At 62.7% G+C, this 26,162-nt stretch carries 23 protein-coding genes and 2 pseudogenes; 14 read left to right on the top strand and 11 right to left on the bottom strand.

From position 1 onward, the window contains the following. Window positions 1-8: 8 nt before the first annotated feature. A complete protein-coding gene (locus tag HNQ71_RS17850; RefSeq protein WP_184873889.1) occupies window positions 9-890 on the bottom strand; it encodes a DMT family transporter in 882 nt (293 codons plus the stop codon). A gap of 201 nt (window positions 891-1,091) precedes the next feature. Here HNQ71_RS17850 and HNQ71_RS17855 point away from each other — a divergent pair, with 201 nt between their 5' ends. Next, complete coding sequence (locus HNQ71_RS17855; RefSeq protein WP_184873891.1) at window positions 1,092-1,598, top strand: hypothetical protein; 507 nt, start codon at window positions 1,092-1,094, stop codon at window positions 1,596-1,598. A gap of 132 nt (window positions 1,599-1,730) precedes the next feature. Here the strand turns inward: HNQ71_RS17855 and HNQ71_RS17860 are convergent. Further along, window positions 1,731-3,056: pseudogene (locus HNQ71_RS17860) on the bottom strand (DNA polymerase IV). A gap of 65 nt (window positions 3,057-3,121) precedes the next feature. Here HNQ71_RS17860 and HNQ71_RS17865 point away from each other — a divergent pair. After that, complete coding sequence (locus tag HNQ71_RS17865; RefSeq protein WP_184873893.1) at window positions 3,122-3,697, top strand: GNAT family N-acetyltransferase; 576 nt, start codon at window positions 3,122-3,124, stop codon at window positions 3,695-3,697. Between the two features lie 206 nt (window positions 3,698-3,903). After that, entirely contained in the window at window positions 3,904-5,430 is a 1,527-nt protein-coding gene (locus tag HNQ71_RS17870; RefSeq protein ID WP_184873894.1) for a hypothetical protein, read from the top strand. A gap of 74 nt (window positions 5,431-5,504) precedes the next feature. On the opposite strand, the gene HNQ71_RS17875 is transcribed toward HNQ71_RS17870, so the two are convergent. Beyond that, window positions 5,505-6,158 (bottom strand): hypothetical protein, encoded by a 654-nt coding sequence (locus HNQ71_RS17875; RefSeq protein WP_184873896.1) that lies wholly within the window; start codon window positions 6,156-6,158, stop codon window positions 5,505-5,507. After that, window positions 6,155-6,454, bottom strand: a complete 300-nt coding sequence (locus HNQ71_RS17880; protein ID WP_184873897.1) for a DUF3572 domain-containing protein — start codon at window positions 6,452-6,454, stop codon at window positions 6,155-6,157. Before HNQ71_RS17880 ends, HNQ71_RS17875 begins: the two co-directional genes overlap by 4 nt. A 225-nt stretch (window positions 6,455-6,679) precedes the next feature. On the opposite strand from HNQ71_RS17880, the gene HNQ71_RS17885 reads away from it, so the two are divergent. The 11 genes and pseudogenes from HNQ71_RS17885 (at window position 6,680) to HNQ71_RS34880 (ending at window position 17,596) form a co-directional block, all read left to right on the top strand. Continuing rightward, window positions 6,680-7,051, top strand: a complete 372-nt coding sequence (locus tag HNQ71_RS17885; RefSeq protein ID WP_095088146.1) for a response regulator — start codon at window positions 6,680-6,682, stop codon at window positions 7,049-7,051. Between the two features lie 33 nt (window positions 7,052-7,084). Further along, window positions 7,085-8,458 (top strand): PleD family two-component system response regulator, encoded by a 1,374-nt coding sequence (locus HNQ71_RS17890; protein ID WP_184873898.1) that lies wholly within the window; start codon window positions 7,085-7,087, stop codon window positions 8,456-8,458. Between the two features lie 556 nt (window positions 8,459-9,014). Next, window positions 9,015-10,491: pseudogene (locus HNQ71_RS17895) on the top strand (FAD-dependent monooxygenase). A 142-nt stretch (window positions 10,492-10,633) separates the two neighbouring features. After that, entirely contained in the window at window positions 10,634-11,368 is a 735-nt protein-coding gene (locus HNQ71_RS17900) for a FadR/GntR family transcriptional regulator (protein WP_111546382.1), read from the top strand. After that, window positions 11,365-12,552 (top strand): PLP-dependent transferase, encoded by a 1,188-nt coding sequence (locus HNQ71_RS17905; protein ID WP_184873900.1) that lies wholly within the window; start codon window positions 11,365-11,367, stop codon window positions 12,550-12,552. The genes HNQ71_RS17900 and HNQ71_RS17905 overlap by 4 nt, the downstream gene beginning before the upstream one ends. A gap of 29 nt (window positions 12,553-12,581) precedes the next feature. After that, window positions 12,582-13,859, top strand: a complete 1,278-nt coding sequence (locus HNQ71_RS17910) for an ABC transporter substrate-binding protein (protein ID WP_184873902.1) — start codon at window positions 12,582-12,584, stop codon at window positions 13,857-13,859. 179 nt (window positions 13,860-14,038) lie between these two features. Then, window positions 14,039-14,962 (top strand): carbohydrate ABC transporter permease, encoded by a 924-nt coding sequence (locus tag HNQ71_RS17915; RefSeq protein ID WP_184873904.1) that lies wholly within the window; start codon window positions 14,039-14,041, stop codon window positions 14,960-14,962. Beyond that, on the top strand, window positions 14,962-15,810 hold the full coding sequence (locus HNQ71_RS17920) for a carbohydrate ABC transporter permease (RefSeq protein WP_184873906.1): 849 nt from the start codon (window positions 14,962-14,964) through the stop codon (window positions 15,808-15,810). The genes HNQ71_RS17915 and HNQ71_RS17920 overlap by 1 nt, the downstream gene beginning before the upstream one ends. 4 nt (window positions 15,811-15,814) lie before the next feature. Further along, a complete protein-coding gene (locus tag HNQ71_RS17925; RefSeq protein ID WP_184873909.1) occupies window positions 15,815-16,882 on the top strand; it encodes an ABC transporter ATP-binding protein in 1,068 nt (355 codons plus the stop codon). A gap of 52 nt (window positions 16,883-16,934) precedes the next feature. Beyond that, a complete protein-coding gene (locus tag HNQ71_RS34875) occupies window positions 16,935-17,207 on the top strand; it encodes a type 1 glutamine amidotransferase family protein (RefSeq protein WP_246461620.1) in 273 nt (90 codons plus the stop codon). Window positions 17,208-17,263: 56 nt separating this feature from the next. Continuing rightward, window positions 17,264-17,596 carry a type 1 glutamine amidotransferase family protein gene (locus HNQ71_RS34880; RefSeq protein ID WP_246461622.1) on the top strand — a complete coding sequence of 111 codons (333 nt, stop codon included), beginning with the start codon at window positions 17,264-17,266 and terminating at the stop codon, window positions 17,594-17,596. Window positions 17,597-17,704: 108 nt separating this feature from the next. Here the strand turns inward: HNQ71_RS34880 and rpmG are convergent, their stop codons facing one another. The 7 genes from rpmG to topA form a co-directional block, all read right to left on the bottom strand. Then, window positions 17,705-17,872: a 50S ribosomal protein L33 gene (gene rpmG, locus HNQ71_RS17935; protein WP_006201775.1), complete on the bottom strand. Its 168-nt coding sequence runs from the start codon at window positions 17,870-17,872 to the stop codon at window positions 17,705-17,707. Window positions 17,873-18,026: 154 nt separating this feature from the next. Continuing rightward, on the bottom strand, window positions 18,027-18,482 hold the full coding sequence (locus HNQ71_RS17940; protein ID WP_184873911.1) for a YqfO family protein: 456 nt from the start codon (window positions 18,480-18,482) through the stop codon (window positions 18,027-18,029). 118 nt (window positions 18,483-18,600) lie between these two features. Beyond that, the gene (locus HNQ71_RS17945) at window positions 18,601-19,779 is read right to left on the bottom strand and encodes an MFS transporter (protein ID WP_184873913.1); all 1,179 of its coding nucleotides are present in this window, start codon (window positions 19,777-19,779) and stop codon (window positions 18,601-18,603) included. 24 nt (window positions 19,780-19,803) lie between these two features. Further along, on the bottom strand, window positions 19,804-20,544 hold the full coding sequence (locus HNQ71_RS17950; protein WP_184873915.1) for an NUDIX hydrolase: 741 nt from the start codon (window positions 20,542-20,544) through the stop codon (window positions 19,804-19,806). Window positions 20,545-20,630: 86 nt separating this feature from the next. Further along, window positions 20,631-21,077, bottom strand: coding sequence for a DUF983 domain-containing protein (locus HNQ71_RS17955; protein WP_425492239.1), 447 nt, complete (start codon window positions 21,075-21,077; stop codon window positions 20,631-20,633). Continuing rightward, entirely contained in the window at window positions 21,077-23,383 is a 2,307-nt protein-coding gene (gene rnr, locus HNQ71_RS17960) for a ribonuclease R (RefSeq protein ID WP_184873916.1), read from the bottom strand. The genes HNQ71_RS17955 and rnr overlap by 1 nt, the downstream gene beginning before the upstream one ends. Before the next feature lie 3 nt (window positions 23,384-23,386). Continuing rightward, window positions 23,387-26,023 carry a type I DNA topoisomerase gene (gene topA, locus HNQ71_RS17965; protein ID WP_184873918.1) on the bottom strand — a complete coding sequence of 879 codons (2,637 nt, stop codon included), beginning with the start codon at window positions 26,021-26,023 and terminating at the stop codon, window positions 23,387-23,389. Between the last annotated feature and the right edge of the window lie 139 nt (window positions 26,024-26,162).

The raw sequence follows: 26,162 nt of genomic DNA on the forward strand, positions 1-26,162 counted from the left end.
ATCAGGGTCTAGGACGCGGCGATCTTCGCCGGTTGTGGCGCTTTTCGCTGCAGATTGAGCAGATTGCCCATCAGGATCAGCAGTGCGCCACCGGCGGTGAAGGCGTCGATCTGCTCCTGATAGAGCAGCCAGCCGATCAGCGCCGACAGCGGCACGCGCAGGAAATCCATCGGCGAAATGACGGTGGCGTCGGCATAGGCAAGCGCCCGGGCCATGCAGAAATGCGACGACATGCCAGTGAAGGCGATCAGCAGAATCCAGGGCCACAGCTCCAGCGGCGGGTTGCGCCACTCATAGAGCGCCGGGACGAGGCCGAGTGCCGACTGAATGATCAGCATCCAGAAGATGATGCGCACCACGCTGTCCGTGCGCGTCAGCGACTTGACCAACACCAGCGATACGCCGAAACAGACGGCGGCACCGAGCACGACGAGATGTCCCGGATCGACGGCGCCGACGCCAGGGCGCACGATAATCACCACGCCGATCAGCCCCAGCACGATCGCCGCAAGCCTGGGCCGGGAGAGCCTTTCGCCAAGAAAAGTCACCGCCAGGATAGCCGTCCAGATCGGTGTGGTGAATTCGATCGAGATCAACACCGCCAGCGGGATCAGCGTCAGCGCGTAGAGCCAGGCCGCCTGGCCGGTATAGTGGATGACGTTGCGGGCGATATGGGCGACGGGGCGCTGCGTGCGCATGGCTGCAAAGCCGCCGTTCATCATCACCAGCGGCAGAAGGATGAAAAAGCCGATCACCGAGCGAAGTTCCAACACCTGGAAGACGTTGAGCTCGGCAGTCGTGGCGCGTCCGGCGACAGACATCGCCAGGAACGAGGCGATCGACAGCGCCATCCAGAATGCGGCCTTGGGGATGGAGGGGGTAGGGACCATGCCCGCTATCTCGCAGGCCGGAGCCCTTGCCGCAATCGCTAGAGGCTGCATTCTTCTGGGCCAGTCGCGATGGCTGGATGTTGCAAAACAGTCATGCTGCGGGCGGAACCTGATACGGCAACAGGCGTTGAGTCTCGAGATTCCGCCTTGCCATGCCTTGCAGGCGGTCCTGCCTTTTCCAAATCGACAAGGAGAGCTTCGATGAGATCATTCGCGCAATTCGGGCTTGCTGGCTGTCTGTTGGCCGCGGCTGGCACGGCACATGCCGACGAAGCCAAGTTCCTCCAGTCGTTCAACGGCAATTTCGCTGGCAAGGGCACTGTCCAGGTAACCACCGATGTGCCGAACGTTAATGTATCCTGCAGCTTCAAGTCGAATGCGACCTCAACCTCACTCTCGCTGGATGGCAATTGCCGCGGTCTCGTCTTGGTGACGCGGGCTATCAGCGCCAACTTGAGGGTCACAGGTGCGACGTACAACGGCGTCTATGTCGGGTCTCGCACCGGGCCGGCACAGCTGAATGGCAGCCGCTCCGGCAACGCGATCAACCTCGGCATTGGCTGGGCCAAGGAGGTCAATGGGGATCGAAAGGCGCGGATGACGGTCGAGAAAAAGGGTGAGAACGGCATCCTGCTGAGTGTCACCGACACCGACCCGAAAACCGGCAAGAGCGTGGTGACCAGCAGGATCGATCTGCAGCGCACCTGACGGATGGGCCGATATTCAGGTGATTTCCTGCGTTTCCGGTGCTCCGTACTTTAAGTGCGCTTCGTCCCGGCTCTCGAAACCGTCATTCTCGGTTCGGCCTGACCTCAATCTCAAGACACTCGATCTGCAAGGTCAGTCCTCGATCGGCTCCGGCGGGTGGGCGTCGCGGCCCTTGCCGAACGTATAGCCGGTTTCCACCGCCCTGCGGCCGAACTTGTCGCGCAAGGTATCGATGGCGCTTTCGGCCATGGCGCGTTTGCGCGACTGGACGTCGACCAGGTCGGGCGGGTCGGCCTTGTCGTCGTCCGAGAGGTCGCTGACGCCGATGCCGAGCAGCCGATACTTCGTGCCGTCGGTTTCCTTGCGCAGGAGTTCCACTCACTGGAAGATGCGATCGGCGAGCCGGGTCGGGTCGTTGAGCTGGCGATTGCGCGTGCGCAGCTTGAAATCCTGGGTCTTGAGCTTCAGCACCACAGTGCGTCCGGCGATACCGGATTTCTTCAGCCGCGCCGAAACCTTTTCCGAAAGCCCCCTCAGCACCGCGACCAGTTCATCGAGCGAAGCGATGTCGGTGTCGAAGGTGGTTTCGGCCGACACGCTCTTGGCATCCTGGTAGGGATCGACGCGGCGGACGTCCTCGCCGCGCGAAAGGCGGAAGAGCCGGTCGCCCATCGTGCCGTAGCGGCGCATCAGGTCGCCACGATCCATCTGCTGCAACTGACCGATGGTGCGGATGCCGTCGCGCTCCAGCGTGGCGTTGAACGCTTTGCCGACGCCCCAGATCATCGTTACCGGTTGGACCGCCAGGAAGCCGACCGCTTCGGCCTCGCCAATGACCGAGAAGCCCCGCGGCTTGCGGAAATCCGACGCTATCTTGGCGAGGAACTTGCAGTAGGACAGGCCGGCCGAAACCGTGATGCCGATCTCCTTCTCGACCGCCAGCGCGAAGCGCGCCAGCACCACTGCCGGCGGCAGGCCGTGCAGCCGTTCGGTGCCGGCGAGGTCGAGAAATGCCTCGTCGATCGAGAGCGGCTCGACCAGCGGCGTCAGCGCCTGCATCATGGCGCGCACCTCGCGGCCGACGCGCACGTATTTTTCCATGTTGGGGCTGATGACGACCGCCTCGGGACAGGCTTCGAGCGCCTTGAACATCGGCATTGCCGAGCGCACGCCCTGGATGCGGGCGATGTAGCAAGCGGTGGAGACGACGCCGCGTTTGCCGCCGCCGATGATCAGCGGCTTGTCCTTGAGCGCTGGATTGTCGCGCTTTTCGATCGCTGCATAAAAGGCGTCGCAGTCGATATGGGCCAGATGCAGCCGGTAAAGCTCGGGGTGGCGCGCCAGCCGGGGGCTGCCGCAGCGTTCGCAGCGGCGCGTCTGGCTGCGCTGAAACGTCAGGCAGTCGCGGCAAAAACCGTGATCGGGATTGTTGACAGGGGCCGCCATCGCTGCGAACATAAAGAGAACAGAAGCAATGGTACGACAGTGCAAGGCCTGCGACAAGGCTGGCCTGGGGAGAACGCATGAGCACGACCATAGCGCCGCTGGCCCCCGAACTCTGGGCGGATTTCGAGGACCTCTTCGGCAAGCAGGGGGCCTGTTATGGCTGCTGGTGCACGCATTTCCGGCTGGCGCCGGCAGTGCGCCGCGAGAGCAGCCGCGAACGCAACAAGGACCACATCAAGGCGCGCATCGAAGCCGGCCCGCCGCCTGGCCTGCTGGCATTCGAAGACGGCAAGGCGGTCGGCTGGATGCAGATCGGGCCACGCGCCGACGTTCCCGAATGGAACAATCAGGGCAGGGGGTCGGCACCAATCGATCCCGCCGACGCCATGGACCCGGCCGTATGGGCGATCTCTTGCTTCTTCATCCGCACCAAGGCGCGCGGCAGGGGTATCACGCATCGCCTGGTCGAAGGCGGTATCGATTTCGCCCGCAGGAATGGCGCCCGGCTGGTCGAGGCCTGCCCGATAGACCTGTCCCGGGATTCGCGTTCGATCGGCCTGTTCGTCGGCTCGTCGCGGGTCTTCGAGAAGGCCGGTTTCGAGCGGCTTGTCGAGCGCAAGGCCGGCCGGCCGTTGATGCGGCTTGTGCTATAATCAGTTCTTACGCCTTGGCGGCGGTTGTTGATCTCACCTTGCGGTTGTGGCGGTAATTTCATACCAGACGAACGAGGCGTTCCTTCCAAAACGCGTTGCACGGAAACGGATTCGGTCGACGCGCTTTGGGCTTTTGTTTTATGCATGTCGTTGTCCCCAAACCGCTGCGCGCTGTTGGGCAACATTAGGTCAAACGGAGAATTCGCGTGAACCGTGCCCTGCCATTCGTTTTCCTTCTTGCGTTGAGCGCGCCTGCTTTCGGCCAGACCGTCGACAGTCAGGGTGCCAAGCAACTGTCTGAAGACCTGGCCCGCTATGTCGGCAAACAGGCGCTCGACAAAGGCATTCTGAAGGTGTCGCTGGAAGGCGATGCATACAAGATCCTGTTTGATTTCAAGGCGCTTGCCGGATCACTGCCAGATCAAAAGCTGCTGAAAGTCGACGTTGCGCCCTATGCCCTTATGGTCAAGCCGCGTAGCGACGGATCCTGGGATGTCTCGATGGATTTTTCGCAGAGAGCCTCCTTCGAGTTCAACGGGCCCGAGGGTCTGCAAAGCACGCAGTTTTCGATCAAGGACGGCAAGGGTTCCGGGGTCTACGACCCCAATCTGGCGGCCTTCACCAGCGGCAGCAGCTCGATGGCCGGCATGACGATGGCATCGAAGGATGCCAAACAGCATATGGAAGCGAGCATCGGCGCCGGTACAGCAACGATCACCGCGAGCAAGGCCGCGACCGGGGGCGTCGATTTCACAACCTCGCAAAAGGTGTCTGATTTCGTCGAAACGATCAATTTCGACGATCCCGAAAGCGGACTGAAATTCCCGGTCAACGTCAAATCGCCGGAGCTGTCGGTCGAGGCCAGCGGCAAGGGGGTGCGGACGAAGCCGCTGCTCGATCTCCTGGCATTTGCCGTGGCCAATGAAGACGAGGCGACGCTGAAGGCAAACCAGGCGCAACTCAAAGCGCTTCTGCTCGCCGCCTTGCCGGTTTGGGAGCGTGTCGAGGGAACCTACGGCTTCAAGGATTTCACGGTGGAAAGCCCGGTCGGCAATTTCGGCGCGACGCAGCTCAGCACTGCGTTCGGGTCCGATGGCGTCGCCCAGAACGGCAAGATCAACTATGCCATCAAGGCTTCGGGGCTGACCGTGCCGCAACAGCTTCTGCCGAGCTGGAGCGTGGGGCTGTTGCCCACAGATCTCGACCTGAACTTCGGCGGCGCCAATATCGATCTCGACAGCATGGCGAAGAAGGCGATCGAAGCCTTTGATCTCAATAAGAATCCGCCGCTGACAGCTGATTTCGGCGACCAGCTCAAAGCCGACTTCATGGCCAAGACGCCGAAGGTCGTGATCGGCCACAGCAGCGTGAAGAACAAGGATACGGAGATCGCCCTGGAAGGCGAAATGACCTTCCCCGACGAGAAGCCGGAGGCAAGCTTGACGGTCGACGTCACTGGCTTCGACAAGCTCGTCGAGGGCCTGCAGACAGCGGCAAAGTCGGAGCCGGAGGTGGCGCAGTACGTACCTGCCGCTCTCATGGTGAAGGGTTTTGGCAAGACGCTGCCAGATGGACGCATCGAATGGGTAGTCAACGCCAAGGCCGACGGTTCGGTCATGGTCAACGGCGTCATGGTCAAGCCGGCTGATCCGGCCGTGGATGACAGTGTCGATGACAGTGTCGATGACAGTGGGGACGACAGCGGCGGGGCGGGAGCGAAGCTGAATCCCTGAGGGCTGGCCTCTATCTCTCTGTTTTGGCGCAATTCGGGGCGGAAAACCGTTTCACACTTATTCCTGGAATTGGGCTAGAGCCCCAGCGCGTTCGCAATCTTCGGCGCTGCTTCGTGCCAGTCCTGCACGACGATGATGTCGTCCGGCACCGGCGGCAGGAATGCGCGCAGCGAATTGTCGGCCATCAGATGGAACAGACCGGCATCGGCGACGGATACCCGCACCGATGCCAGATTGTGCGGCTGATCGTCGACGAAGACCACCGGCCGGCCGGTCTTGCCGCGAAGCCTGGCCACTGCCGGTCCCTTGGCCATTTCAGTGGTCAGAAGCGGGTAGCTCAGTCCGAGTGCATCGAGATGGGCGCGACGCACGGCACGGTGCTTGTGGGGCATGGCCGTCAGCAGAATGATCTCGGCGCGATCGCCCAGTCCCGCCAGGGCATCCGCGGCACCGTCAGTGATGCCCTGCCAGTCTGCCTGGGCATCGAAGAAATCGCTCAGAAGTGCCGTGACTTCGGGCTGTTCGATCAGGCGACCGCTCGCCGTCTCGGCAATGTTGCCGGTCAGCCGGAACGAGGCCAGCGTCAGGCCGAAACCGCGCGCCTTGAGGAAATTCGGGAACGGGCGGATGAATTCGAGCACCACGTCGTCGACATCGAGCACCAGCAGCGGGCGGCTGTCCGCCGCCAGTTCCTCGATCTGGCGCGCGGTTTCGGGATCATCGCTCATATGGAATGCTCATGGTTGTCGTCGCCCAGCGGCAGCGCCCGCAGGGCCTTGCCGACAGCTGCCGGCGGCGTGCCGGTTTCGTCGGCAAAGCGGATCAGCGTCGGCTCATGGGCGAGAATGAACTGCAGGACGCCAGCCAGGAATCCTGGTTCGCCGGCAGCCTTGCGGATCGAATGCGCCTCGATACCGGTGATTGCCAGAAAGCGCGGCAACAGCTCCGGATCGGAGGCGACGAAGCCCAGGGCCTTCACCGCAATCGATTCCGCTTCTTCACGCATTGACGCTGCGTTTGCCATCACTACCTTCGGTGTGTGGAATGAGTCTCTCCCGCAGTAATGGCAAGAGATGCTTGCGGCAAGCCATTAGAGCGGCGCCCGAGGTGGAATCCAGACAGCTTTTTGCCCCACGGATTTCCGTTTCGTCAATGATATTGCCGTAGAGTGAAGCAGGGTTTGGTGCGTCTTTCAGATGGACGCATGACGGTCACCTTCGAGCGGAAGGACGGCCGGGACGGGATATCGATGCCGAAGAAGGTCATGATCGTCGAGGACAATGAGCTCAACATGAAGCTCTTTCGGGACCTCATCGAAGCAAGCGGTTACGAGACTGTGCGCACCCGCAACGGCCTGGAAGCGCTCGATCTGGCGCGCAAGCACCGGCCGGATCTCATCCTGATGGATATCCAGTTGCCTGAAGTGTCGGGGCTGGAAGTGACCAAATGGCTGAAGGAGGATGACGAGCTGCACGTCATCCCAGTCATCGCGGTGACCGCCTTCGCAATGAAAGGCGACGAGGAACGCATCCGCCAGGGTGGCTGCGAGGCCTATATCTCCAAGCCGATCTCGGTGCCGCGTTTCATCGAAACCATCAAATCCTATTTGGGCGATGCGTGATGCGCCCTTCCAGCCAAGCCGGAGCCTTGTGACATGACTGCACGGATCCTCGTCGTCGACGACATCCCTGCCAATGTGCGGCTGCTGGAGGTTCGGCTGCTGGCCGAATATTTCGAGGTGTTGACCGCCACAAACGGGCCGGACGCCATCGAGACCTGCGAGAATGGCAAGGTCGATGTCGTGCTGCTCGACGTGATGATGCCCGACATGGACGGGTTCGAAGTCTGCCGACGGCTGAAGAGCGACCCGGCGACGTCGCACATTCCGGTGGTGATGATCACCGCGCTCGACCAGGTTTCCGACCGCGTGCGCGGGCTCGAAGCCGGCGCCGATGATTTCCTGACCAAACCGGTCAACGACCTGCAACTGATGACGCGCGTCAAGAGCCTGGTCCGGCTGAAGTCGCTCACCGACGAGTTGCGGCTGCGCGCTTCGACGACGCGCAACATTGGTATCGAAGAACTGCTGAGCCGCAATTTCGCCTCCGAGGACACGACGCCGAAAGTGCTTTTGATCGACGAGCGCAAATCCTCGGTCGAGCGCATCCAGAAGATGCTGCGCGACCGTGCCGACCTCGACGTCACCAGCGATCCGCATGCCGGCTTCTTCCAGGCCGCCGAGACGCCCTACGAATGCGTGATGATCTCGACGGCCTTTGCGGATTTCGATCCGCTCCGGCTCTGTTCGCAGTTGCGGTCGCTCGACCGCACCCGTTTCGTCCCGATCATCCTGCTGGCGGAGGCGGGAGAGGACGAGCGCATCATTCGTGGCCTGGAGCTCGGCATCAACGACTATCTGATGCGGCCGATCGACCAGCAGGAACTGACGGCGCGGCTGCGCACCCAGGTGCGCCGCAAGCGCTACAACGACCAGCTGCGCGCCAGCGTCACCCAAACCATCGAGATGGCGGTGACCGACGGGCTGACCGGGCTGCACAACCGCCGCTATCTCGACAGCCATCTGCAGACGCTGTTCGATCGCGCCGTTGCGCGGCGGCGGCCGCTGTCGGTGATGATCACCGATCTCGACCGTTTCAAGTCGATCAACGACGCACACGGCCATGACGGCGGCGACGAGGTGTTGCGGGAATTCGCGCGGCGGCTGCGCAAGAATGTCAGGGGTATCGACCTTGCCTGCCGCTTTGGCGGCGAGGAGTTCGTCGTGGTGATGCCGGACACCGAGGGTACGGTTGCCGAAAAGGTGGCCGAACGCATTCGCGCCGAAATCGCCCAGGCGCCTTTTGCCATCGGCCCGGACGGCAAGACGACCGAAGTCACCGTCAGTGTCGGCGTGTCGTCGGTGCTGAAGGGGGTGGACACGGTGGCGGCGCTGATGAAACGTGCCGACCTCGCGCTCTACGAAGCCAAGAGCGGCGGCCGCAACCGCGTCGTCGCCAAGGCGGCGTAAACCGCAAAGGCCGATTATCCAGTCAACCCGATAGGGTTACCCGTTTACCTTAATCCAAGCGATTCGCGAGCCTTGGTTAAGAAATGGTTGATTTTCATAAGCTCTTGCGCAAGTGTGCAGGCCAAGACGAAGCCGGCACGAGGACAGACAGCCGGCTTGATCCCTAGAAATACCCCATGATGCTCAGGTCCGCCGCATCTCCTGGGTCCGTGGGGTCGGCCGGCCGGCGCTGGCACATAGTGGCCTCCTCGTACCGCTGCCAAACGCCGACCGGCCCCTCTCCAGACAGAACATCAGAGCCGCGTGCCGAGGCACGGATTGCTCTGCTCTTTTCGTGTGAAAAATCCGGGTCCGCCTCTCTTGGATCAACGGCGAGCCTTATGGCGCCCTTGTCACTGCGCGAGCAGTTTTGTTGGTGGCTGGCGACCTGAAGGGAAGAGTACTCTCTCCACTTCATACATATGGCGCACAAGGGGATTGCGGCAAGACCCGGCTCCTCCCGTAAAACCGTCGGCCTGAACAACGGTAAGGAACGGGAGTGACCATAATGCCTATAATGACCGATCATGCGGTGGTGATCGCCGGAGGCGGCCCGACAGGGTTGATGCTGGCAGCAGAACTCGCGCTGGCGAATGTCGACGTTGCCATTGTCGAGCGGCGTCCCAACCAGGAGCTTGTTGGCTTGCGTGCGGGCGGCCTGCATGCACGCACGATCGAGGTTCTGGATCAGCGTGGGATCGCCGACCGGTTTTTGTCGCAAGGACAACGCTTTCAGGCCGTCGGCTTCCATGTGATCCGGCTGGACATCAGCGACTTTCCAACGCGGCACAACTGCCTGCTCGGGCTGCGTCAAAACCACATTGAACGGATATTGGCCGGCTGGGTCGAGAAGTTGAAAGTGCCGATCTATCGCGGCAAGAGGTAGCGAGGTTCGCGCAGACGACAGCGGGGTCATCATCGAGTTGGCCAGTGGCCAACGTATGAAGACACATTATCTGGTGGGCTGTGACGGGGGGCGAAGCATCATCCGAAAAGCAGCCGGCATCGAATTCGCCGGATGGGATCCGACGATGAGCTGGATGATCGCCGAGGTCGAGATGTCTGAGGAGCCGTCATTGGGCTTTCGGGACACCAACTCCGGTATCCACGCTTTGGGCAAGACCGGGGAGGGTGGGACAGTCGGCGTCGTGCTGACAGAACCGCGACTGAAGACCGGCGGAGAGCCCACGCTTCGCGATCTCAGCGAGGCGCTGGTTGCCATCTATGGGACCGACTTTGGTGTCCACAGTCCGACCTGGCTCTCGCGCTTCACCGATATGACAAGGCAAGCCGCGACTTATCGCGACGGACGGGTCCTGTTGGCGGGCGATGCCGCGCACATCCATCCCCCGATGGGCGGGCAGGGCCTCAACATCGGTGTACAGGATGCGGTGAACCTCGGCTGGAAGCTGGCGCAGGTGGTCAAGCGCATCTCACCGGAGAGCCTCCTCGATACCTACCATGCGGAGCGCCACCCGGTCGCCGCCCGTGTCTTGCAGAACACGATGGCGCAGGTTGCGCTTCGGCGTATGGACGACCGCGGCAAGGCGATGGCCGACATCGTTGCGGAACTGCTCGGGATGGACGAACCGCGCAGGCGGATGGCCGGCGAGATGTCCGGTCTGGGCGTTCACTACAATCTCGGCCAAGGGCATCCCCTGCTCGGCCGTCGAATGCCCGACCTCGACTTGCTCACCGCCAGCGGCCCGATGCGGGTCTTTGCCCTGCTGCACCATGCCCGGCCGGTGATGCTCAACTTCGGTCAGCCAGGCGGCTTCGACATCACACCGTGGGCGGATCGGGTCAAGCAGATCGACGCCACATATTCCGGACCATGGGAGCTTCCGGTCCTTGGTCCCGTCGCCGCTCCGACCGCCGCGTTGATCCGGCCCGATGGCCATGTGGCCTGGGTAGGGGACGGAACCCGTATTGGACTTGCCGACGCGCTGACCGCATGGTTCGGCCCGCCTGCCGTGGCGCCACAGCCACAATGAAGCCGGCCCACATAACTTTCTGAAATACCTTCTGAAATGCATCGCGTTGCCGCTTGCTGTGGCGCGTTCTGCTGACAACCGATTGACAGGACCTTTTATCCATGCAGAAATTGGTTGGACCATTGAACCACTTGGAGAGAGCGTGGACCAGAACAGCCTGCCACCCATTCAGACGACGGCGCGCGATGACGCCGTGCTGAAGGCGTTGGTCGGGTTTGTTCGCGCCGAAGCCTTGCAGCCCGGCGAGCGACTTCCGACCGAGCGCATTCTGGCCGAACGGCTGAAGGTCAGCCGTAACACGGTGCGTGAGGCGCTGACGCGCTGGGAAGGGCTCGGTCTGGTCGAGCGCCGGCAGGGCAGCGGCACCTATCTCAAGGCGGCCGTCTCACCCGACATGCTGCATATGCCGCTGACGCTGGCGGGCGGCAATGATTTCACCAGCCTGATGCAGACGCTGGAAATCCGCCGCGCACTGGAGGCTGAGGCCGCCGCACTCTGTGCCGAGCGGGCAAGCCAGACCGACATTGCCGAGATCGCGCGCAAGCTCGACATCATGGAGCAGGCGTTTCGCACGCGCGACGGCATGTCGTCAGAAGAGGACTGGGAGTTCCACCAGGCGATCTACCGGGTCTCGGGCAATCCGCTGTTCGAGCAGATCATCGCCGCCATGCACGAACTGTTCCACCGGTTCTGGGAGCATCCGCTCGGCGTGCGCGACTTCGGCCATGCCAGCTTTCCCTATCACCGCACCATCTACGAATGCATTGCCGCGCGCGACCCGCAGGGCGCCCGCGCCGAGGCGCTCAAGCTGATCGCCACTGTCGAGGACGATCTGAAGCGCGGTGCCGCCAAACTCAAACTTTCGAGCCAGACATGAACGAGCAGCCATCCGGTTTCGACCACGATTATCTCGCCGAGGCGGCAACGCTGCTGGCGCATGACGAGCCGTTCCCGGGCGGCGCGGTGGTGCCGCCGATCTACCAGACCTCGCTGTTCACCTTTGCCAACTATGCCGAGATGGCCGACACCTTCGCCGGCAAACGAAAGCAGCCGATCTATTCGCGCGGCGACAATCCGACGGTGATGGAATTCGAGGCGCGGGTGGCGGCGCTCGAGGGCGCTGAGGCAGCGCGCGGCTTTTCTAGCGGCATGGCCGCGATCAGCGCCACGGTGCTTGCTTTCGTCGGTGCCGGCGAGCGCATCGTGGCGGTGCGCAACTGCTACGGCGATGCGTACCGGCTTTTCGAGCGGCTCTTGCCGCGGCTCAACATAAAGGTCGACTACGTCGATGGCTCAGACCCGGACGCGGTCGCGGCGGCACTTCCCGGCGCCAAGCTGCTCTACCTGGAAAGCCCGACCTCGATGATGTTCGAGCTGCAGGACATCGCGCATCTGACGCGATTGGCCAAGGAGCAGGGCATCATCACAAGCATCGATAATTCCTGGGCGACGCCGGTGTTCCAGAAGCCGATCACGCACGGCGTCGACCTAGTGCTGCACTCGGCCTCGAAATATCTCGGTGGCCACAGCGACACCGTGGCCGGCGTAGTGGCGGGATCTGCCGCCCATATCAAGCATATCAACGAGCAGACCTATTCCTATCTCGGCGGCAAGCTGTCGCCGTTCGAGGCCTGGCTGCTGCTGCGCGGCTTGCGCACGCTGCCGCTGCGCCTGCCGCACCACATGAAAAGCGGCCTGACCCTCGCCGAGCGGCTGAAGGCGCATGCCAATGTCGAGCGCGTCAACCATCCAGCCTATTCGAACCATCCCGGCAAGGCGACGCTGGCCGGCTATGCCGGGCTGTTCTCCTTCGAGGTGGCGGACGATATCGACATCCCCGTCTTCGTCGACGCGCTCAACTATTTCCGCATCGGCGTCAGCTGGGGCGGGCATGAGAGCCTGGTCGTGCCTGCCAAGGCGTCGCTCGAGCAGACGCCGGGCCTGAATTCGATGGCGCGCTTCGGCGTCAGCCCCCGAACCATCCGCTTCAATGTCGGATTGGAAAGTGTCGAAGACCTGTGGGCGGACGTCGCCCAGGCCTTCGAAAAAGCCAGAAAATAACAAGCGGGTTCAAAATGGGAGTCTTGAACATGAAAAAACTGACCGTCATGCTTGCCACCGTTGCGGGGCTGGCGATTTCAGCCGGAAGCGCTGCGGCCGATTCGACCCTCAAGATGGTCGAAGTCATCACCAGCCCGCCGCGCACCGAATTCCTGAAGAAACAGATCGCCGAATTCGAAACCGCCAATCCCGGCGTCAAGGTCGAACTGATCTCGCTGCCCTGGGGCCAGGCCTTCGAAAAATTCCTGACCATGGTGCAGGCCGGCGACACGCCCGACGTGGTCGAGATGCCGGAACGCTGGATGGGCCTCTATGCCAACAATGCCCAGCTCGAGGACCTCGGCCCCTACATGGCCAAGTGGGACGACGCCAAGACGCTCGGCGAGCGCGCCAAGCAGTTCGGCTCGACCGTCAACAACACGCAGTTCATGATCCCGTACGGCTACTATGTGAACGCGCTGTTCTGGAACAAGAAGCTGTTCAAGGAAGCCGGCCTCGATGGCCCGCCGGCGACGCTCGACGATTTCGTAACCGACTCCAAGAAGATCTCGGCTCTTCCCGGCAAATACGGCTACTGCCTGCGCGGCGGCCCGGGTGCCTTCAACGGCATGCACATGTTCATGAATATCGCCGCCGGCAAGGGCGGCTATTTCAACGAGGATGGCACCTCGACCATCAACGACGAAGGCTCGGTCAAGGGTCTGCAGATGCTGGCCGACATGTACAAGAACGGGCTGGCGCCGAAGGATGCGGTGAGCTGGGGCTTCAACGAGACGGTCACCGGCTTTTATTCCGGCACCTGCGCCATGCTCAACCAGGATCCGGACGCGCTGCTCGGCATCGCCGACAAGATGAGCGCCGACGACTTCGCGGTGGCGCCATTGCCGGTCGGGCCGAGCGGCAAGTCGTATCCGACGCTCGGCTATGCCGGCTGGGCGATGTTCGCCAACTCGCAGCACAAGGACGACGCCTGGAAGCTGATGGCGACGCTGCTGTCGCCCAAGGACAATCTGGAATGGGCCAAGGAGGTCGGCGTCGTCCCGATCCACAATGGCGCCGACCAGGATCCCCATTTCAAGACCGAACAGTTCAAGGGCTGGTTCACGGAGCTGAGCGACACCTCCAAGTATGAAATGGTGACGCCACCGACGCATCTGGAGAACCTCGGCAATTTCGTCGACCAAGTGGCGATCAAGAATTTCCAGGAAGTGCTGCTTGGCCAGAAGACGGCCAAGGACGTCGCCGACCAATGGGCTGCCTTCCTGACCAAGGAACAGCAGGACTGGCTGGCGAAGAACAAGAAGTAGTTTTGTTCCCTTCTCCCCGTTCACGGCGAGAAGCTGTCACGAAATGACGGATGAGGGGCGGCGCCATCGTTTGAAGGTTCGCGCAGCCCGTCATCTGCCTGCCGGCATCTTCTCCCCATGAAACGGGGAGAAGGCCGCCGTCGCCGACGCCGGCATCCACCATTCACCGTAGAGCCCCAATGACATATGCCGTGTCCGAAATACGATCCGCCGGCAAGCCGCGTCGCAAGTGGCGATCGCACGCCGCCATCGAGCCCTGGCTCTATCTCAGCCCGGCGATCATCCTTCTGGTCGTGGTGCTTCTGGTACCGCTGGTCATCGGCATCAGCTACTCCTTCCGCAAATTCTCGGCTTTCAAGTCGGAATATGTCGGGCTCGGACAGTATCGGGCGATGCTGTCGGACCCGGTGCTCGGGCAGGCACTGGTCAACACGCTCTGGTGGACAGTCGCCAGTCTGTTCTTCCAGTTCTTCCTCGGTCTTGGCCTGGCGCTGCTGCTCGACAAGCCATTCCCAGGCCGCAAGGTGGTGCAGGCCCTGGTGTTCCTGCCCTGGGCGGTGCCGTCCTTCCTGTCAGGCCTGACCTGGGCCTGGCTGTTCAATCCGATCATCGGCCCATTGCCGCACTGGCTGTATGCATTGGGGCTGAAGGCCGAACCGACCAATGTTCTGTCCGATCCCTCGACCGCAATGTGGGGGCCGATCGTCGCCAATATCTGGTTCGGCATTCCATTCTTCGCCATCACGCTGCTGGCGGCGCTGAAATCCATTCCATCGGAATTGCATGAGGCGGCGGCGATCGACGGCGCTTCGCCCTGGCAGCGCTTCACCAAAGTGACGCTGCCGTTCCTGGCGCCGACCATTGCCATCACGGTGATGCTGCGCACCATCTGGATCGCCACCTTCGCCGACCTCATCTTCGTCATGACCGAGGGCGGACCGGCAGGCTCGACCAACACGGTGCCGGTCTACATCTATGTCAGCGCCTTCAAGTCGCTGGACAAGGGCTATGCCTCGGCGGTGGCCGTGCTGCTGCTCGTCCTGCTCATTGCCTATGCGATCGCACTGATCGGCATTCGCCGCTCCCTGGTGAGGCACGTCTGATGATCGCAGGACGCTCAGCCTCGCAGCGCTTCTTCGGCGGCATCGGCCTCTACGCCGCCGTCGCGGCTTACGTGATCTTTGCGCTGTTCCCGATCTACTGGACGCTGAAGATCTCGGTCACTCCGGAGCGGCTTCTCTATTCCGAAGGCATCACCTTCTGGCCCTCGCAGATGACATTGCAGAATTTCGTCACCGTGCTCGAGGCCACCGATTTCCCGCGCTATTTCCTCAACAGCGTCATCGTCTCGGTGTCGACGGCGGCATTGGTGACGGTCATCGCCACGCTCGCCGGCTACGCCATGTCGCGCTTCACCTTTCGCGGCAAGGCGGCTCTGGCTCTGATGCTATTGTTGACCCAAACGTTTCCGCTGGTGATGGTCATTCCGCCGATCTACCGCGTCATGGGGCAGATCGGCTTGATCAACAGCCTGACCGGGCTGATCATCATCTACACCGCCTTCAACACCGCCTTCGCCACCTTCCTGATGCAATCCTTCTTCGACGGCATCCCGAAGGACCTGGAAGAGGCGGCGATGATCGACGGCTGCACGCGCGCGCAGGCGATGCGCAAGGTGATCGTGCCGCTGACGCTGCCAGGCATGGGTGCGACGCTCGGCTTCGTCTTCACTGCCGCCTGGAGCGAGCTACTGTTCGCGCTGATGCTGATATCCAGCGACGACCAGAAGACCTTCGCGGTCGGCCTGCTCACCTTCATCGGCAAGTTCGCCGTCGACTGGGGACAGATGATGGCGGCGTCGATCCTGGCGCTGATCCCGGTCTGCATCTTCTTCGCTTTCCTGCAACGCTATCTCGTCACCGGCCTGACCGCCGGCGCCGTCAAAGGATAGATCGATGGCCTCTGTTACGCTCGATAAGGTCCGTAAGGATTATGGCACTGTCCGCGTCCTGCATGCGGTCGACCTTGAAATCGCCGATGGCGAGTTCGTCGTCCTGGTCGGTCCGTCAGGCTGCGGCAAGTCCACGCTTTTGCGCATGATCGCCGGGCTGGAGGAGGCTTCCGGCGGTGAGATCCGCATCGGCGAGCGACTGGTCAACGACGTCGCGCCGAAGGACCGCGACATCGCCATGGTGTTCCAGTCCTACGCGCTCTATCCGCATATGGACGTGTCGAAGAATATGGGTTTCAGCCTGATGCTGCGCAGGGCCGACAAGCCGGCCATCGACGCAAGGGTGGACGGTGCGGCCAAGCGGCTCGGGCTCGACACTTTCCTGCAACGCCTGCCGCGGCAATTGTCCGGCGGCCAGCGCCAGCGCGTCGCCATGGGCCGCGCGATTGTGCGCGATCCCAAGGTGTTTCTGTTCGATGAGCCGCTGTCGAACCTCGACGCCAAGCTGCGCGTCCATATGCGCGCCGAGATCAAGGCGCTGCACCAGCAGTTGAAGACCACTTCGGTCTACGTCACCCACGACCAGATCGAGGCCATGACCATGGCCGACAGGATCGTCGTCATGCATGACGGGCTGATCCAGCAGGTTGGCGCGCCGCTGGATCTCTATGACCGGCCGGCAAACATATTCGTCGCCGGCTTCATCGGCTCACCGGGCATGAATTTCCTGCCTGCGACCGTTCGCAAGGGCGGCACCTCGGAGGCCGTGCTGGCCGACGGCCAGGCGTTGCGCCTGCCGGATGGCCTGCCGCTGAAGGACGGCGACGTCATCACCGTCGGTCTGCGGCCCGAGCACGTCAGGCTGGCCGATGACGGCGAATTGCAGGGCGAGGTGGGGGTGGTGGAGCCGCTCGGGCTTTCGACCCAGTTCTACGTCAAGCTGGGTGGCCAGCAGCTTTGCGTGTTCGCCATGGGCCGCGCCGGCGTGAAAACCGGCGACGTGGTACGGCTGTCGGCCGACCCGGCGTTACTGCATCTGTTCGATCCGAAAAGCGGCGATCGCATTGGCTAAACCGGTGCCGGCTGCTGCATGGTGATTTGCGGAAGCAGGAGGAGGGGCGGCCATGAAACTCGGAATTCCGGTCTATGACGGCGTGGATCTGCTCGACGTGGCCGGGCCTTACGAGATGTCCAAATGGGTCGACTCGGCGACGGGTCTCGAATGCCAGATCCTCTCCGCCGATGGTGGCCCGGTCACGACCGTAAACGGGCTGCGTTTCGAAGCCCATGCCAGCTTTGCCGAAACGCCAACGCTCAATGTCCTGTGGATCCCAGGCGGTGCGCCGGAAGCGTTGAGCGCAATCATGTCGGATGCCAATTCGCCTTTTCTCGCCTAGCTCCGACAGGTGGCGGCGGATGCGCTCTGGGTTTGCTCCGTATGCGGGGGGCATTGTTGCTCGCACGCGCCGGACTGCTCGACGGTCACAAAGCCACGACCCATTGGGCGTTCGTCAAATGCCTGCAGAGTTTCCCCAAGATCGAGGTCGATACGACGCATGCGCGTTTCGTCAAATCCGGCAACCGGCTGACCGGTGGAGGCATTTCATCAGGCCTCGACGAGGCCTTGGAGCTGATCGCGCTGCTGTTCGATGAGGCGACGGCCGAGGCGGGTGCAGGTCACCACGCAGTATTTTCCGCGCCCTCCGGTGACTGGCAAAATTCCAGCCACGCCAGCTTGCCCGGTACAATGGCGATCCAGGCGACCGCACCATCACGGCAATTCTGAAGAAATTTCGGGAAAAGCGTAACGCCTCAACGGAGATTGCCGTCCGATGGTCTGCAAACGAAAACGCCGCCCAATGGGCGGCGTTTCGGCATTTTTGGAGAAACCAGATTACTTGATCTTGGTTTCCTTGAACTCGACGTGCTTCTTGGCGACCGGGTCGTACTTGCGGAACGACAGCTTGTCGGTCTTGGTGCGGCTGTTCTTGCTGGTCACGTAGAAGAAACCGGTGTCGGCGGTCGACAGAAGCTTGATCTTGATGTTTGCGGCTTTGGCCATGATTTCAGTCCGTTATGTTCGTGGGGTTTTGGCCGCTGGAGCACGGGGAAACACCCGGACGCGGGAAACTTGGCGCGACACATAAAGAACGTGCCTGGAAAGTCAAGCCCGGCGAAGCTCATACCACCCGCCGGAACTGGCCATCGGCCTCAAATCATGCGCTTTCTCTCGCGGGCGCCGCAGCCTTCTTCCAGTCTCCGGTGGTGTTCCAGCGATTCGGATTCGCGCGGTCGTCCAGCCCCTTGGAACGGCTGGCCAGGATCGGCTGGATGCGGATCACCGGCTCCTGGTAGGAGTGCGCCTGGAAAATAGCCTCGGCGACGCGCGCGGCCAGCGCCTGGTCGTCGGGCAGTTCGAACGAAACCTCGACCGTGCCGGGGCGTCGCCGCAACTCGGTCTCGGCGCCGGCGACCGCACCGTCGAGCGGCCTGTAGCGTTCGATGCCATGCGCCGACTGGTAGGCGTTGCGGTCATATTTGCCCATCGCCAGCGGCGCTATCGCCACCACCGCATCCATTATGCGATCGACATCGGCGGCCGGCGCCTGAAAGGTCACCAGCAGGAGCAATGTCATTCGCAACGAAGTGGTTTCAAAGCCGCTGTCGATCATGGGAGGATCCTCAACTTCAGATATTTTGAGGCAACCTTATAGCCGGGGGCTGCTGACACGGTTCTGTCAGCAGCCTGTCGTGTCGCCGCGTGAAATGCAGGCTGGAAGCAGCATCGCGCTACAGGAGGATCTTGCGGATGAGCCTGACGCTGACCAGGCCGATGTAGGCGGCGAAGAACAGGCCGAGCGACCAGCCGAAGCCCGACGGACCGAACGCATCCATGCCGATGCCGATCGCTTGCGGCCCGAGCACCATGCCGACGCCGTAGCAGAGCACGAAGGCGGCGTTGGCCGACGCCAGTTCGTGGCCGGAGAGCTGCGAGCCGAGATGGGCAAGGCCGATCGTGTACATGGCTGCGACGACGCCGCCCCAGACGAACAGAAGGGCCGCCATCAGGTGCCAGTTCTGCGCGAAGAAGGGCATGAAGACCGTGCCGGCAAGGCCGACAGTGGCGCAGGCAATCAGCAGATAGCGGCGGTCGCTGACGCGGTCGCTGATCATGCCGATCGGGATCTGCAGCAGCACATTGCCGAGGCCGATCATGGTCAGCAGGAGGGCCGCGTCAGCCTCGGAGTAGCCGATGCGGTTGCCATAGACCGGGAACAGGGCAAAGCCGCCGGTTTCGACCGCGCCGAACACCAGCACGGCGGCGGTTGCCGACGGCACCAGCCAGATGTAGCGCAGGAAATTGCTGGTTTCGCCATCGGAGGCGATGGTCGGGCTCTCGTTGCGCGCCGCCAGCACCGGAATGGCGGCCAGCGTCACCAATGCGATGATGACGCCAAATGGCCTGAAGCCCGAACTGCCGAGATGGGCGAACAGCCACGGCCCCGCGGCAAAGCCGAGCGACAGGACAGTGGCGTAGATGCCGAGCACAAGACCACGACGATGCGGCGGCGCCGAGGTGCTGATCCAGAATTCCGACAGGATGAACAGCACCGTCAGCGCGATGTGCAGCACGATGCGCAGCGGAAACCACATCCAGAAATCCGGTGCGAAGTGGAAGCCGACGAAGGCCAGGGCGCCGGTGGCAATCATGGCAATCATTGTCCAGGCAACGCCGAAGCGCATGGCGAGTGGGGTTGCCAGTGGGGCACCGGCGATCGAGGCCAGGCCGGCGACGGCCGTGTTGAGGCCGATCATCGAAGCCGAATGGCCGCGCGTTTCGAGAATGACGCTGAGCAGCGGCATGCCGAGGCCGATGGCGATGCCGACGACGCTGATCGACGAGATCGCCGCCACCATCGGCAGCCAGTGTACGCGTTCGTCGCCCTGTGGTTGGGTATCGACCGTCATGGGGATGTCTGAATACTCGATGTTCTACAGAATTTCGCGGGTGAAGCGGTTGCGGACAAGCCGGTAGAAGGGCACGGGACCGCCCGGACGCAACTGCGGATCATGGGCGAGCCGCTTTTCCAGCTCGTCCAGGATCATTCGGGTGATGTCGGGTATGTCGGCTTCCCTGGCCTTGGCCAGCGGCAGCCAGACCAGTTGCTCGAGTTCATTGGTCGGGCCGCCACCCGGCAGTTCGACGGCGACATCGTCGCGCCAGGCGCTGAAGAAACGTGTGTCGAAGCGGCGCACCCGGTTGGGCGGCGTGATGGCGCGCGCGACGAAGCGCAGCATGTCGAGAGAGGGTTGCACGCCGTGTTCGGCAAAGCCCTGCCAATCGGGTCTGGCGGTGGCGAAAGCACCTTTGCGGCCGATCAGCAGCCCGGCTTCCTCATAGGTCTCGCGAATGGCCGACAGGGCAATGGCGCGGGCTCGCGCAACACTTGTGCGGCCCGGCCCTGCGATCAACTTTGCTTCCTGCTCCGGATGCAATGCGGCGGCGACCGCGATGCGGCTGTCGGCCGGATCGGTGCGGCCGCCGGGAAAGACGAATTTGCCTGGCATGAAGGCGTGGCCGGCATGACGACGGCCCATCAGGACCAGCACTTCGTCGCCCTCGCGGTCGAGCAGGATCAGGGTCGCCGCGTCGCGCGGACGAATTGGCTGGTCGCTTTGAGCGATCATGCTCCGCTCGATCCTGTCGACTTCCGCCTTGGTCATACCGTCCATGCGCAGGACCTAGCGGAAACTTCTGGCAAGCGAAAGTGGCCTTTCACGGTCGGTATGTTGCACCAGCGGGCGTAGCCAACTTTGACCTAGACCCCGCTATGGGGGTCGATCACGTCATGCTCGCCGCCGAATCCGTGCATATAGAAGGCCCATTGCAGTCCGATGACGGCGCCCTTGACCGGCTGTAGCAGCCCCACCGCCAGAATGATGGTCAGTGGTACCCAGATGGCGATGTGCTGCCAGGTGGACAGTGTCGATGTCGCCTCGACGGCCATGAAGGCGCCAAGCACGATGTGGCCGACGATGACGATGACGAGATAGGCCGGAAGGTCGTCGGCGCGGTGGTGATACAATTCCTCGCCGCAGACGCTGCATTTATCGACGGTCTTGGTGAAGGCGCAAAACAGCTTGCCTTCGCCGCAATGCGGGCAGCGGCCGAGCATGCCGCGTTTCATCGCCGTCCATAGAGGGCGTGCGGCCCGACCCGAGTGATGTTCGCCGCCGAAAACCTGTTTTTCCATGGCTGTTGCCATCATCTTCTCCTGCCGCGGAAACCTGGTCGCGATTGCGACGCGCGGGCGCGGCCCTTGGCCTTGTGAAACGACCGCTTGGAACCTGGCAAAGGCTTCGGGTCGGTCAACATCTCGAAGCGCATCGCGCCGGCCATTGGTGCCACCTCGACGAGCCGGACCTCAACGCGATCCGCGAGCTGGTAGCCTTTGCCCGAACGTTCTCCGAACAGGGAGCGGGCCGCTTCGTCGTATATATAGTAATCGCCATTCAAAGTTGACACCGGGATGAAACCATCTGCGCCATACTGCGGCAATTGGACAAATAGTCCCGATTTGGTGACGCCGGAGATGCGGGCGTCGAACCGGTCGTCGATGCGCTCGGCGAGATAGGCGGCGATCAACCGATCGACTGTGTCGCGCTCGGCCGCCATTGCGCGCCGTTCCGTGGCCGAGATCAGCACGCCAATGTCTTCGAGCCGCGCCTCCTCGTCCTGCGTCAGCCCGCCCGGACCGAGGCCGAGTGCGGCAATAAGTCCGCGATGCACGATCAGGTCGGCGTAGCGGCGGATCGGCGAGGTGAAATGCGCGTAGCGCCTGAGGTTGAGGCCGAAATGGCCGATGTTCTTGGGCGAATATTCGGCCTGGCTCTGCGAGCGCAGCACCACCTCGTTGACCAGACCCTCATTGTCGGCGCCGCGCACGCCCTCCAGAATGCCGTTGAACTGGCTTGGCCGCATCTGTGCGCCGCGCGCCAGCGACAGGCCAAGCGTCTGCAGGAATTCGCGCAGCGATTCCTGCTTGGCCAGCGAAGGCGCGTCATGGACGCGGTAGACCAGCGCCTGCTTCTTCGCCTCCAGCGTCTCGGCCGCGGCGACATTGGCCTGAATCATGAATTCTTCGATCAGCTTGTGAGCATCGAGCCGCTCGGGCACGATGACGCGATCGACGGTGCCATCGGGCTTGAGCAGGATCTTGCGCTCCGGCAGGTCGAGCTCGAGCGGCTGGCGGCCGTCGCGCCCGCGCTTCAGGATCGCATAGGCGTCCCACAGCGGCTTCAGCACGGTGTCGAGGATCGGACCGGTCTTCTCGTCCGGCACGCCGTCGATCGCGGCCTGGGCTTGTTGGTAGGCAAGTTTCGCCGCCGACTTCATCATCACACGATGGAAGGAGTGCCTGAGCTTGCGGCCTCCGGCCGAAAAAACCATGCGCACGGCCAGCGCCGGCCTGTCCTGGCCTTCGCGCAGCGAGCAGAGATCGTTGGAGATGCGCTCGGGCAGCATCGGTACGACGCGGTCCGGGAAATAGACCGAATTGCCGCGTTTCAGCGCTTCGCGGTCGAGTGCGGTGCCATAGCGGATATAGGCGGCGACATCGGCGATCGCCACCGTGGCGACCACGCCGCCGGGGTTCTTCTCGTCGAGATCTGGGGTGGCGAAGACGGCGTCGTCGTGGTCCTTGGCGTCGGCCGGATCGATGGTGACCAGCGGCAAGTCGCGCCAGTCCTCGCGGTGATCCATCGTTGCGGGCTTGACAGCTTCGGACTCGGCAATGACGTCGGCTGGAAAAATATGCGGAATGTCATGCGCATGGATGGCGATCATCGAGACCGCCTTTTCGCTGGTCAGCGAGCCCAGCACGTTGAGCACCTTGGCTCTCGGCAGCCCATAGCGGGAGGCGCGCGCGGGCTCGACCTCGACCAGGTCGCCGTTCCTGGCGCCGTTCTGGAATTCCTTGTCGACGATTAGTTCGGGCTGGCGCCGCTCCACCGGCTCGATGCGGAAGGTGCCGTCCTGCAGGATACGAAAGACACCGAGAACCGCATCGCTGCGCTTCTCGAAGATCTTCATCACTCGCCCGGTATAGGCGGGGCCTGTCGCTTCGTTGGTCGGAAAGGTCTTGGCCAGTACGCGATCGCCGATGCCCGGTGCCGGGCCATTGCCGCTGCGCGACACCCGGATCGAGACGACCGGCGGTTCCCCGGTGCCGACGGCTTCCGCCGGATGCGCCAGCAAGATGCCGTCGCCGTCACGGCCAAAAATGTCGAGCACGGCGACATGGGGCAGGGCGCCGACGCGGGCGAGTTTCTTGCGCTCCTTGGTCAGGACGCCTTCGTCCTGCAGGTCGCGCAAAATATCCTTCAGCCAGATGCGGTCGTCGCCGCGCAGCGCGAACGCCTTGGCGATGTCGCGTTTGCCGGCGCGATCGGGATTTTCGGCGATGTAGCGCAGGATTTCGTCACGCGAGGGCCGATAGTCGTCCTTGACCTTGGCCCTCGTGTCGGCGGTGCGCGGATCGCCGTGGCTTCTACCGGTGATCCTGCGCGCCACGTCCTACCCTTTTTTCTTCGCGGCCGGCTTCTTGGCCGCCGTTTTCTTGGCCGCCGTTTTTCCGGTTGCCGGCGCCTTGGCCGCTGCCGCCTTGCGGAACGGCTTCTTACCGCCGCCGCCCTTGGCTTCCTTCTCGGCAATCAGCGCCAGCGCGTCCTCAACCGTCACCGATTGCGGATCCTTGCCCTTGGGCAGGGTGGCATTGACCTTGCCGAAATTCACATAAGGCCCGTATTTGCCGTCACGCACGACGATCTTGCCGCCGCCATCGGGATGGTCGCCAAGCTCCTTCAAGGCGGCGGCTGTGCCGCCATTGCGACCGCCCTTGCCCTTCAACTGCTTTTCGGCGATCACCGACACGGCGCGATTGAGGCCGATCGAGAACACGTCCTCGATGCTGTCGAGATTGGCGTAGGTGCCATCATGCAGCACGAACGGACCATAGCGGCCGAGCCCAGCGGAGATCATCTTGCCGGATTCCGGGTGCTGGCCGACATCGCGCGGCAGCGACAGCAGGGCGAGCGCCTTCTCATGGTCAATGGTTTCAGCCGTCCAGCCCTTCGGCAGGCTGGAGCGCTTGGCCTCCTTGCCGTCGCCGCGCTGCAGATAGGGGCCGAAGCGGCCGCTGCGCAGCGTGATTTCCTCTGACGTATAGGGGTCCTTGCCGATGACCTTGGTGCCGTCCTCGCCATTGCCGTTCTCGCCATTGGGGTTGGCGGCATCGCCGAGCTGGCGGGTGAAGGAGCATTCGGGATAGTTCGAGCAGCCGACAAAGGCGCCGAATTTGCCGAGCTTCAGCGACAGATTGCCGGTGCCGCATTTCGGGCAGATGCGCGGATTGGAGCCGTCCTCACGCGTCGGAAACACCAGCGGAGCCAGTTCCTCGTTGAGCGCATCGAGCACGTCGGTGACGCGCAATTCCTTGATGTCGGCGACGGCGCCCGAAAAATCCTTCCAGAAATCGCGCAGCACGTCCTTCCAGGCGAGCTTGCCGTCGGAAATCTCGTCGAGCTTTTCTTCTAGAGATGCGGTGAAGTCATATTCGACATAGCGCTTGAAGAAACTTTCGAGGAAGGCCGACAGCAAACGGCCCTTGGCCTGCGGCACCAGCCGGCGTTTGTCGATGGTGACGTAGTCGCGGTCCTCGAGCGTCTTCAGGATCGCCGTATAGGTCGACGGCCGACCGATGCCGAGCTCTTCCAGCTTCTTGATCAGCGACGCTTCGGAGTAACGCGGCGGCGGCTCGGTGGTGTGCTGGGTGGCGTTGATCGCCTGGCGGGCAAGCTGCTCGCCGGCGCGTATTTCGGGCAGGCGGCGATTTTCCTCATCCTCCGCATCGTCGTCCTTCTGGTCCGTGTAGGCGGCAATGAAGCCATCGAAGCGAACGACCGACCCGATGGCGCGAAGCTCGGCGGTGCGGGCACCGTTGACCGCCTCGATCTCGGCCGTGGTGCGTTCGATCTCGGCCGGTTGCATCTGGCTGGCGATGGCGCGCTTCCAGATCAACTCATAAAGCCGCATCTGGTCGGAATCGAGATATTGCCTGACCGAAGCCGGGGTGCGCATGAAATCCGTCGGGCGGATCGCTTCGTGCGCCTCCTGGGCGTTCTTGGCCTTGGTGGTATACAAACGCGGCTTTTCCGGAAGGTATTTGGGCCCGAATTCCTTGGCGATGGCGTCACGGGCGGCCGAGATAGCCTCCGGCGCCATCTGCACGCCGTCGGTTCGCATATAGGTGATCAGGCCGGTCGTCTCGCCGCCGATTTCCATGCCTTCATAGAGGCGCTGCGCCACCTGCATGGTGCGGCTGGCCGAGAAGCCGAGGCCCGATGAGGCGGCCTGCTGCAGCGTCGAGGTGGTGAAGGGCGGGCCGGGATTGCGCTTGGTCGGCTTGGCTTCGACCGACACCGCCTTGAAGGTCGCGCCTTCGAGCATCGACTTGATGTCGTCGGCCTGCGCCTTGTTGGAAATGTCGAGCTTTTGCAGCTTCTTGCGATCGAAGGCGGTCAGCCGCGCTTCGAAATTCTCGTTGCGCGGCGTGCCGAGGAGGGCAGCGATTTGCCAGTATTCCTCGCGGATGAAGCGCTCGATCTCGGATTCGCGGTCGCAGACCAGACGCAATGCGACAGACTGGACGCGGCCGGCCGAACGGGCGCCCGGCAGTTTGCGCCACAGAACCGGCGACAGCGTGAAGCCGACGAGATAGTCGAGCGCGCGGCGAGCGAGATAGGCATCGACCAGCGGCGCGTCGATCTGGCGCGGATTGGCCATCGCCTCCAGCACCGACGATTTGGTGATGGCGTTGAAGACGACGCGGCTGACCGGCTTGTCCTTCAGCGCGCGCTTCTGCTTCAGCACTTCCAGCACATGCCAGGAAATGGCTTCACCTTCACGATCCGGGTCGGTGGCGAGGATCAGGCCGTCGGCATCCTTGACCGCCTTGGCGATGTCGGCAAGCCGTTTGCCCGAGGCGGTGTCAACCGCCCAGGACATGGCGAAATCCTCATCCGGGCGCACTGAGCCATCCTTGGCCGGCAAATCGCGGACATGGCCGAACGACGCCAGAACCTTGTAGTTCTTGCCGAGGTATTTGTTGATTGTCTTGGCCTTGGCCGGCGATTCGACGACGACGACGTCCATGAGGTCTCATATCAGCTGTGATGCGGCAGAAGAATTCCGCTGCGCGCGACGAAATCTCGTTCTATTTGCCGCTCACATGGCCGCGCTTTTGCATCTGGTCAAGGGGAAGCGCCCAAATTGCAGGGCTGTCGGCAGCAAT

The organism is Mesorhizobium sangaii (assembly GCF_014207355.1).
GTDB lineage: Bacteria > Pseudomonadota > Alphaproteobacteria > Rhizobiales > Rhizobiaceae > Mesorhizobium > Mesorhizobium sangaii.

Coding starts and splice junctions, on each gene's coding strand:
- HNQ71_RS17850 (WP_184873889.1), bottom strand. CDS start 890: ATGGTCCCTACCCCCTCCATCCCCAAGGCCGCATTCTGGATGGCGCTG.
- rpmG (WP_006201775.1), bottom strand. CDS start 17,872: ATGGCCAAAGCCGCAAACATCAAGATCAAGCTTCTGTCGACCGCCGAC.
- HNQ71_RS17920 (WP_184873906.1), top strand. CDS start 14,962: ATGATCGCAGGACGCTCAGCCTCGCAGCGCTTCTTCGGCGGCATCGGC.
- HNQ71_RS17865 (WP_184873893.1), top strand. CDS start 3,122: ATGAGCACGACCATAGCGCCGCTGGCCCCCGAACTCTGGGCGGATTTC.
- HNQ71_RS17875 (WP_184873896.1), bottom strand. CDS start 6,158: ATGAGCGATGATCCCGAAACCGCGCGCCAGATCGAGGAACTGGCGGCG.
- HNQ71_RS17915 (WP_184873904.1), top strand. CDS start 14,039: ATGACATATGCCGTGTCCGAAATACGATCCGCCGGCAAGCCGCGTCGC.
- HNQ71_RS17890 (WP_184873898.1), top strand. CDS start 7,085: ATGACTGCACGGATCCTCGTCGTCGACGACATCCCTGCCAATGTGCGG.
- HNQ71_RS17945 (WP_184873913.1), bottom strand. CDS start 19,779: ATGACGGTCGATACCCAACCACAGGGCGACGAACGCGTACACTGGCTG.
- HNQ71_RS17940 (WP_184873911.1), bottom strand. CDS start 18,482: ATGATCGACAGCGGCTTTGAAACCACTTCGTTGCGAATGACATTGCTC.
- HNQ71_RS17950 (WP_184873915.1), bottom strand. CDS start 20,544: ATGGACGGTATGACCAAGGCGGAAGTCGACAGGATCGAGCGGAGCATG.
- HNQ71_RS17855 (WP_184873891.1), top strand. CDS start 1,092: ATGAGATCATTCGCGCAATTCGGGCTTGCTGGCTGTCTGTTGGCCGCG.
- HNQ71_RS17880 (WP_184873897.1), bottom strand. CDS start 6,454: ATGGCAAACGCAGCGTCAATGCGTGAAGAAGCGGAATCGATTGCGGTG.
- HNQ71_RS17905 (WP_184873900.1), top strand. CDS start 11,365: ATGAACGAGCAGCCATCCGGTTTCGACCACGATTATCTCGCCGAGGCG.
- topA (WP_184873918.1), bottom strand. CDS start 26,023: ATGGACGTCGTCGTCGTCGAATCGCCGGCCAAGGCCAAGACAATCAAC.
- HNQ71_RS17885 (WP_095088146.1), top strand. CDS start 6,680: ATGCCGAAGAAGGTCATGATCGTCGAGGACAATGAGCTCAACATGAAG.
- HNQ71_RS17925 (WP_184873909.1), top strand. CDS start 15,815: ATGGCCTCTGTTACGCTCGATAAGGTCCGTAAGGATTATGGCACTGTC.
- HNQ71_RS17910 (WP_184873902.1), top strand. CDS start 12,582: ATGAAAAAACTGACCGTCATGCTTGCCACCGTTGCGGGGCTGGCGATT.
- HNQ71_RS34875 (WP_246461620.1), top strand. CDS start 16,935: ATGAAACTCGGAATTCCGGTCTATGACGGCGTGGATCTGCTCGACGTG.
- HNQ71_RS17955 (WP_425492239.1), bottom strand. CDS start 21,077: ATGGCAACAGCCATGGAAAAACAGGTTTTCGGCGGCGAACATCACTCG.